Annotated in this window: 1 protein-coding gene; it reads right to left on the bottom strand. The window is 41.7% G+C overall.

The annotated features are described in order from the left end of the window. The coding region (locus A6733_RS08655; RefSeq protein ID WP_176696731.1) for a hypothetical protein at positions 1–1,932 on the bottom strand (1,932 nt) is incomplete at both ends.

Below are 1,932 nucleotides of genomic sequence, written 5' to 3'. Positions count from 1 at the left end.
TCACCTACTAAAACTCTCGACTCAGAAGCAATAACTTCTGTAGCTAGTCCAACAATTGCTCTACCCAATACAGATGACTCCGTAGAAGAAGAGGAAACATCTGCATCTAATCCTGATACATATAAAGATAAAGATGAAGATGAAAGAGATGACTCCGTAGAAGAAGAAGAAACATCAGCATCTAATCCCGATACACATAAAGATAAAGATGAAGAGGATGAAGATGAAGAAGACAAAGATGAAGATGAAGGTAAAATCGAAGGTGAAGAGGGAGGTAAAATCGAAGGTGAAGAGGGAGGAGAAAGTGAATCATCCCCCGCATGCATAAATGCAGAAGAAGCCACACCAATTGCATCCAAAACTTCAGCTGATGGTGACAAAGAGGGGGAAATATCAAAAGCTGCTACCATCTCAGATGCAGGTAACTCACGTTCCCCCAAATCAGAAGCAACACCTTCCGCGGTCGAGACCAAAACATCACCACTAATATCCAAAAAAGAACCGACAGAGGGAGTTGGCACAGCAATATACCCATCAACAGGCGAAGAAGATTCGACACCAGGTAGTGCTACAGAAGTAGAGATAACACCAGACTGATCAGAAACAGTTGGCATAGATAAACCTTCAGCTAATGGTAACAAAAAGGAAGAAATATCAGAAGCTACTAACAACTCAGACGCAGGTGCAGACAAAGGTTCAGTTACAGACAAAGGTGCAAACGCAGAAACAGAGGAGGGGGGTACAGCAACAACACTATCAGACGCAGATGAGGATGCTCCATCTTCTAAAGCTCTCAAATCAGAAGCATCACCTTCCAGAGTAGAGACTGAAACATCAGCACTAATTCTAGAAAAACACTCACCAGACAAAGATACCAATTGCATCTCGTGCTGAGATTGAGGCCCAGACTCAGAAGTAGATAGAGATGAAGATAAGGGTAAGGGTGCAAATGAAATAGAGGATTGAAATGAAGGAGCAGGAGATACTTCACCTACTAAAGGTCCAAATGGCGACAAAGATCTTAACTGTGTCTCAGATTGAGGTGGTAATTCAGACCGAAGTCGCGCAGAAGAGATAACCGAGGAATGAGTAAGAGTAGTACTGCAAGCATCCGCACATTTACTACTACCTTCTGATGTCTTGCCTTTACTTATCACACGTCTTTGAGAAACAGTCTCAGTAACAGGAGGCTGAGAAGATAATTCATGCTGAAACTTAATTCGTGGAAGAGAGGCGGCCAAATGGCGAATAAAATCAACAGCACGACTTCCTGACCCCGTACTCTCAGCACACTTACTACTATCACCTGATATCTTGCTTTCACTTATCACACGTCTTTGAGTAATAGTCTTAGTAACAATAGGCAAATAAGGCCCTGTACCTTCAGATAATAACTCAGGTCCAGATTGAGATAATAATTCAGACTGAAGCTGCGAACTAGAAGAAGGACTCACAAGACCTGTGGTAGCACTTACCAAAGTAGCACCACCACTTGCAACTTTACTACTACTATTTCCTGATGCCTTCCCTCTAGCTGTCCTAATTTGTCTTTGGAGAGCTGAAAATGCCGATGCAGGAATACCAGCAATATCGAGGACACTAATAACATCTTCACAACTAACATCACTCAATGATCCATCTTCTAGTTTAGCAAAAACTCTATCAGCCACTACATCCCACTGAGACTCAAATACAGGCTGCACTACATTAAAAGCAGCACAATCTAGTTTCGACAAAAAATCTAATAAAACACCTCCACTTAATGTAACCAGCTCACAATCAGAGGTACTTGATAAAACCCTTATACCAGGATGTGCGAGTAGCAGAAGTAGTGTTTCTGTTGTTTTCCCAATGGAACCATCTTTAATGTCGCATTTGAAAACACGATATTCAGGAACAAATACAAGTGATGAATATGTTGATAAGAGTACA

Origin of the sequence: Candidatus Ichthyocystis sparus, assembly GCF_900078745.1 — a bacterium.
GTDB classification, from domain to species: domain Bacteria; phylum Pseudomonadota; class Gammaproteobacteria; order Burkholderiales; family 2013Ark19i; genus Ichthyocystis; species Ichthyocystis sparus.
Note: the sequence above shows the minus strand (reverse complement) of the source record. Positions and strands in the feature narration are given on the sequence as shown.